The 6,780-nt window shown below is 26.7% G+C and carries 9 protein-coding genes; 8 read left to right on the top strand and 1 reads right to left on the bottom strand.

What is annotated here, in order from left to right; all coding sequences use genetic code 11:
- A partial coding sequence (locus J7M77_RS16840) for an IS3 family transposase (protein WP_367236762.1) occupies window positions 1-82 on the top strand: 82 nt, incomplete at its 5' end.
- Window positions 83-141: 59 nt separating this feature from the next.
- On the opposite strand, the gene J7M77_RS05305 is transcribed toward J7M77_RS16840, so the two are convergent.
- Window positions 142-762 carry a LexA family transcriptional regulator gene (locus J7M77_RS05305; RefSeq protein WP_296876750.1) on the bottom strand — a complete coding sequence of 207 codons (621 nt, stop codon included), beginning with the start codon at window positions 760-762 and terminating at the stop codon, window positions 142-144.
- Window positions 763-960: 198 nt separating this feature from the next.
- Between J7M77_RS05305 and J7M77_RS05300 the strand changes: the two genes are divergently transcribed.
- From J7M77_RS05300 to abc-f, 7 genes are all read left to right on the top strand, one after another.
- Window positions 961-1,083, top strand: a complete 123-nt coding sequence (locus J7M77_RS05300) for a hypothetical protein (protein WP_296876748.1) — start codon at window positions 961-963, stop codon at window positions 1,081-1,083.
- Window positions 1,084-1,274: 191 nt separating this feature from the next.
- The gene (locus J7M77_RS05295; RefSeq protein WP_296876746.1) at window positions 1,275-1,727 is read left to right on the top strand and encodes a GNAT family N-acetyltransferase; all 453 of its coding nucleotides are present in this window, start codon (window positions 1,275-1,277) and stop codon (window positions 1,725-1,727) included.
- Window positions 1,718-2,104: a cupin domain-containing protein gene (locus J7M77_RS05290; protein ID WP_296876744.1), complete on the top strand. Its 387-nt coding sequence runs from the start codon at window positions 1,718-1,720 to the stop codon at window positions 2,102-2,104. Before J7M77_RS05295 ends, J7M77_RS05290 begins: the two co-directional genes overlap by 10 nt.
- A 67-nt stretch (window positions 2,105-2,171) precedes the next feature.
- A complete protein-coding gene (locus J7M77_RS05285) occupies window positions 2,172-2,789 on the top strand; it encodes a hypothetical protein (protein WP_296876742.1) in 618 nt (205 codons plus the stop codon).
- Window positions 2,786-3,784 carry an ROK family protein gene (locus J7M77_RS05280; protein WP_296876740.1) on the top strand — a complete coding sequence of 333 codons (999 nt, stop codon included), beginning with the start codon at window positions 2,786-2,788 and terminating at the stop codon, window positions 3,782-3,784. Before J7M77_RS05285 ends, J7M77_RS05280 begins: the two co-directional genes overlap by 4 nt.
- Window positions 3,785-3,850: 66 nt before the next feature.
- Window positions 3,851-4,201: a hypothetical protein gene (locus J7M77_RS05275; RefSeq protein ID WP_296876738.1), complete on the top strand. Its 351-nt coding sequence runs from the start codon at window positions 3,851-3,853 to the stop codon at window positions 4,199-4,201.
- 218 nt (window positions 4,202-4,419) lie between these two features.
- Window positions 4,420-5,904, top strand: a complete 1,485-nt coding sequence (gene abc-f, locus J7M77_RS05270; RefSeq protein WP_296876736.1) for a ribosomal protection-like ABC-F family protein — start codon at window positions 4,420-4,422, stop codon at window positions 5,902-5,904.
- Window positions 5,905-6,780: the final 876 nt, after the last annotated feature.

The following is a 6,780-nucleotide window of genomic DNA, read 5'->3' as shown; positions in this document are numbered from 1 at the left end:
TTATAATACTCAAAGAATTACAGAAAAATTAAAAGGACTGACTCCTGTACAATACAGGAACCAATCCCTATTAACTGCTTAAAAATAAATTTAAATAAGTGTCCAACAAATTGGGTTCACTTCAAAAATCAGGTTTTTAAATTATCTTTTATTAATTACTAACGATAATTTACCAATAATTCTAAAGCCGGCTTCATTTCCCTGATTGATGACAATTGGCGAGTATTCTGGATTAGCGGGCTGTAAGATAATACAATGATTTTTATTATCGCGATAAAACTTCTTACAAGTAGCAATATTATCATCAATAGTAAAACAGCCAATGTCACCATTTCTTAAATTACTTATTTTTTCAAATACGATTAAATCACCAGGATTAATATTTTCATCGATCATACTATCGCCACTGGCATATTGACAAAAATATTCTTTATTTGTTGATAATAAAGTTTCTGGCAAGGAAATATATTCATCAATATTATCATCAACAAACATTCCTGTACCACAGCTAACATCATTATATAGGGGGATAACAATCGAATCAGTAACTGGCATTAAATTAGTTTCATTAAAACCTAAAAAATATGAAGGGGAAACATCAAAAATTTCTGACAGTTTTTGAATTGTTTCTTTTTTTAGATTTTCAACACGATTATTTTCGTATTTAGCGATTGCTGATTTTTTAACACCTAGTAAATTTCCTAATTGTTCTTGGGTAAGCCCTTTTTCTTTTCTTAATTTTTTAATTCTTTCACCAGTCATAATAATCCTCCTTGTGTCTTAATTTTACTATTTTTTTCATCTTTTTACAACTCTATTTTTCTAAAAGTGTCTTAAAAAGATATTTTTTGTTGACAAAAGGAGAAAATTGGATTATATTAAAAGTGTCTTTAAAAGACACAAATAAACTAATAATAATAAAATGATGAATAAATAGATACTTTTAAGGAGGATAAGAAAATGGAAAAACATGATATTAATTTAAGTGGACGAGGAATTTTAACTATTACTGCCGGAATTGCTTTATTGGGTTCAGTAGTAGCTGGATTAAGTGGTTATTTATTAGATTTAATAATGCTTTAATGGTCATAATATACTTGAGGTGATATTTTGATCAAAAAAGAAACTGAATCAGCTAAAAAAGATGAGTTGGACTATGAAAATCATATTGTTGAATATGATGATCAGTATCAAAATAACTCAAATGCTCAAGAATAAAATCAGCAGTTTGCTGATTTTATTTTTTGTGCTAAGCTATTAATGAGGTGAACGTGATGATTGAGTTTAGATATGCAACAATTAAAGAGCTAGAGTTATTAGTTGAATTACGAATCAGAGATTTGAAGATGTTTTCTAAGCAAAAAATTAGTGCTGATACGATTAATAACATTAGAGATTTTTATTTTAATGGTTTAAATAACCATACTTGTTTTACTATTTTAGGTTATGTACATGATAGGATAGTTGCAAGTGGAACGTTGTATCTTTATCAAGTAATGCCTTCAAATGATAATCCTAGTGGAATAATGGGGCAGTTGACTAATATTTTTGTTGAAAAACAATATCGTCATCAAAAAATAGCGACAAAAATAGTAACTGAATTAATTAAGATAGGTGAACAAAAATGTGGAATTCTTTGTTTAAATTCATCAAATGAAGCACTTGGCTTATATCAAAAGTTAGGATTTCAAAGGAAAGAGAGGTATATGCTTAGAAAATGTCATTAATAATAGAAAGATTAACAGATGCAATTAATGTAGTTAAAGATGATGGTACGAAAGTTAATTATTATTTATTTGATGAATATGAAATTCATTTAAATGTAATTCCGCCAAAAACAAAGCAAGTTTGGCATTTTCATCAAAACATTGAAGAAACCATATTAATTACCAAAGGCGAAATCGAAGTAAATTATTTAGAAAATAATCAAATCAAAAAAGAAATAATTAAAAAAGATGAACTGGTATTAGTAAAGGATAGTATTCATACGTTTATCAATAATAGCGATCAAGATTGTCATTTTGTTGTATTTCGGCTGGTTTTAAATAATGAAAATAAACGGGAGATTTTTAAACATGATAAACAGGTAGTAGAAATTGATTAAACTAATTTGTAAACGGTTACATTATGTATTATAATTGAGATATATTTATATTTGTGGTGGTGTTTTTATGGATGAGTTTTTACAAGATATCAATTCGTTAGTATATATTGAATGGATCTTGCTTCAAAATGGTAAAAATAAATTAACGATTGAAAAACGGGATCAGCGAACGATCATCATTGAAAATGATGTTGTTAAGGGAAAGATTATTTTTTATGGTAATGGTATTTTTGAAGAGGAGTTAACTGATCGTAAAAGTGATCAAAAGATTTTTTATTTACATTTTCAATTAACTTATTTTAATCATGCAGTTGAACTGTTTAATGAAATGATTAATTGTGCTAAAGAGGCAATTAATCGACCATCTTTACAAGTTCTTTTATGCTGCAGTGGTGGTCTTACAACTACGTTATTTGCCCATCAGATGCAAGAATTGGCAAAATTAGAAAAGTTGCCTTTTAAAATTGAAGCAACAGGTTATTCTAGAATTTTTGAAATTGGTGATGAATATGATGTAATCTTAGTTGCTCCTCAAGTTGGTTATATGGTTCCCCAGGCTAAACGGCGCTTACCAGGGAAGAAGATCCTATTGATTCCTACCCGTATTTTTGCCACTAATGATTTTTCTGGAGCGTTGAAACTTGTTAGTGAAGAGTCTGATAATAAGGAGGAAGAAGATTCATGAAAATAAGTGATACTAAGAATTTACGACAAAGAAATCAAAATAAGCTCTTGGCCACGTTTTTAGATCATGAAATGTGTACTAAAAACCAATTAGCGCTGGCAAGTAATCTTAGTTTAGCGACGGTCAATAGTTTAATTAAAGATTTATTAGACACTAATGAAGTTTTAAAAGAAAGAGTCATTGATCCTGAAAGTGAAGAAATAGTAGATTATTATTATTTAAATAGTGATTTTTCGCGTTTTTTAACAATTTCAGTTAATAAGGAATATCGTCGGGTTCATTTGATTTACCGGGTCTATAATTTAGCTGATGAAGAAATATACAGTGATGAAGTTATTAAAAAAACCGTTAAAATCAATGATATTTATGATATTATTAATATCGTTTTAGCTAAGTTCGATAATATTAAAGTTATTGGCATCAGTATCCCGGGAATTATTAATGATGGTAAAGTAACTTCTACGGGACTGGTTAATTTTAATGATATAGAGCTGTATTCTTTATTAAAAAATAAATATAGTCAAAAAATCGTCTTAGGTAATGATGTTAATATGGCGGCAATTGGTTTTTATTTAATGGAAAAAAATTATGAAAATGTTTGTTTGTTGTTCCAGCCCGGCGAAAGTTTTGGTGGCGTTGGTGTGGTTATAAATGGACAGTTAATTACTGGGAAAACTAACTGTGCAGGTGAGATTCAATATTTACCATTAGGTGAAGTTGATCAATTGAAGTTATTACAGACACCACATGGAACAATTGAACTTTTAAGTAAGATTGTTGCTTGTTTAACGGCAATAATTAATCCTGAAATTGTGGCAATTAGCTGTATCAATTTGGAACAGGCTAATGATCTTGATGAAACATTACAAGAAATGATTCCTTGTAAATATTTACCTAAAATTAAAAAAGTAACCAATTTAAGTGATTTTACTTTAGTTGGATTACAATTTAGCTGTAAAGAAGCATTAAAAAATAATTTTATTAATAAAAAATAACTGAATATTAAAAGTATCTTTGAAAAAAGGTACTTTTTTTGTTTATAATAGTAAGTGGTGAGGAATATGTTAGAAAAAGATATAGAATTATTAGTGATGTGTTTAAAAGAGTATATTAAAGATATTGATGGTGATCGGTTTAAAGAAATATTTTTAGGATATGTTGAATATATGGCGCGTAATTATGATCAGGATTGTATTATTGATGAATATGATATGATGATGGAAGCTGTCAAAAAAATTACCATAAAACATCATTTGGATTTAAACCGTTTAACACCATATAAACGTAATATACTATATAATTGGATCAAAAATAATTATAGTGAACAAGATATATTGGATTTATATTATTTTGATGATGAAGTCAATGCTTTAGAGTGTTTTATTGATACGGTTAATGAAAAATATCAATAAATAGTTGCAAAAAGGATTAAATTTGATATTATTATATTGAAATGAGGTGAAAGGATGTATAAATTTTCTTGCTAAAAAATTTATTGCAGTAATGTTTTACTGTTTTTGTGTGCAAGAAAATATATTGTCCTTTAATATTCGTATATCTTGATTAAGATTTTTTATGCTGCATGAATATATTTTCTTGCAGCAGTTTTTTGTCTTAGGAGGGATTGTAGATGGGATTATTAGAAGTTAAAAATTTATCATTTAAATATGATAATCAAATAGAAAATATCTTTAATAATGTTAGTTTTAATATTGATACTAATTGGAAGTTAGGACTAATTGGTAGAAATGGTAAAGGAAAAACAACATTATTAGATTTATTGATGTCTAAATATCGTTATCAAGGATATATAACACCAAATTATTGTTTTGAGTATTTTCCTTATGATATTAAAGATAAGTCAATGTTTACAATTGATATAGTAAATGAAATTGTTTTAGATTTTGAATTATGGCAGTTACAACGAGAATTGTCGTTGTTGGAAGTAGAAGATGATGTGTTATGGCGGCCTTTTGAAACATTATCTAATGGAGAACAAACTAAAGTAATGCTGGCAGCTTTATTTTTAAAACCGCATGATTTATTACTGATTGATGAACCGACTAATCATTTAGATTTACATGGCCGAGTTTTATTAAGTAATTATTTGAAAAAGAAAAAAAGTTTTATTCTTGTCAGCCATGATCGTAATTTTTTAGATAATTGTATTGACCATGTTTTAGCTTTGAATCGTGATAGTATTGATATTATTAAAGGAAATTTTACGACTTGGTATCAACAAAAAGAAAATCAAGATAATTTAGAAATAAAAAAGAACGAAAAACTAAAAAAAGATATCAAAAAACTCCAAGTGGCTGCTAGGCAAACTGGTATTTGGTCAGATAAAGTTGAAAAAAGTAAAAATACCCGAGTTTCCGGAATTAAACCTGATAAAGGATATGTTGGTCATAAAGCCGCTAAAATGATGCAGCGTTCTAAAAATTTACAACGCCGTCAAAATAAAGCAGTTGAAGAAAAAAAGGGGTTATTGAAAGATATTGAAACAATTGAAGCATTAAAAATGCAACCGATAAATTCAGCTAAACACAAATTAGTTAATTTTGAAAATGTAAGCATTACTTATGAAAATAGGACAATTGTAAAAAATATTAATTTTTCGATCAATCAGGGGGAACGAATTAATTTATCAGGTGCCAATGGTTCTGGTAAAACAAGTATTATTAAGCTTATTGTAAATGAAGATGCAAATTATCAAGGTAAGGTAACGATTAGCCCACATTTAAAAATTGCCTATTTATCACAAAGTGACGAACACTTAAAAGGAACTTTAGATGATTATATTATCAATGAAGATTTAGATCATTCATTATTTAAAACTATTTTACGGAAATTAGATTTTTCTAGAGATTTATTTACTCAGGATATTAGCACTTTTAGTAAAGGTCAAAAAAAGAAAGTGATGTTGGCAAATTGTTTAGCAACACCAGCAAATTTATATATTTTCGATGAACCATTGAATTATTTAGATATATTTACTAGGATCCAAATAGAAGAAGTGATTTTAAAATATCAGCCAACTCTATTATTTGTTGAACATGATCAATATTTTTGTAATGCGATTAAGACTAAAACAATTAATCTATCGAATGATTAAAAAGATAACGATTTAATCCATAAAACCAAATAAAAAGAGGTGATTTACTTTTCACCTCTTTTCTTCTATATAGAGCATCTCGATAATATTTTTCATTCTACTATCTCTATCTACGCATTATCTCTAATAATTTTATTGCTTATCTCTATTGTTTTTTATTCTTACATACTAAATTATCGAAATGCTCTTTCTTTAAAAAGGATTTATTCTAAAATTGAATTAGCTTCATTACATCTTATATGATTTTTTATAAATTATTTATTGGATAATTATTTTTGATGAATTCTCGAAACTCTTTCATTTTCAAATCCTTTTATAATCTAATATCTATTTAATAACTTCCAAAATACTTCTTTGAGTTTTGCAAACTTTTTCATTTTTCCAATCTAGTTATTTTTAATCAAGTTTAATAAGTATTCATTTATTAACTATCTTTTTAATTACCAGCTACTAAATTTTTTAATCATTTAATCTTTGATTAATTTATTTAGTTACTTGATATCTTTGATAATTAACGAATTCTCATATCTTTTTTAATTATTAACTAATTAATCATTTTCTATAAGTTTCATTTTATTAACTATCTCTTTGATTACCAGCTACTAAATTTTTTGATCATTTAATCTTTGATTAATTTATTTAGTTACTTGATATCTTTGATAATTAATGAATTCTTATATCTTTTTTTAATTATTAACTAATTAATCATTTTCTACAAGTTTCATTTTATTAACTATCTCTTTGATTACCAGCTACTAAATTAATTTAATCATTTAATCTTTGACTAATTTATTTAGTTACTTGATATCTTTTAATGACTAATTGACTAAAATGAGTTCTTACTTTCCTTTCTTAACTATTAATTAATCATGTTCC

Source organism: Thomasclavelia sp. (assembly GCF_017889095.1).
Classification (GTDB): Bacteria; Bacillota_I; Bacilli_A; order Erysipelotrichales; family Coprobacillaceae; genus Thomasclavelia.
This window is presented reverse-complemented; position numbering and strand designations above follow the sequence as displayed.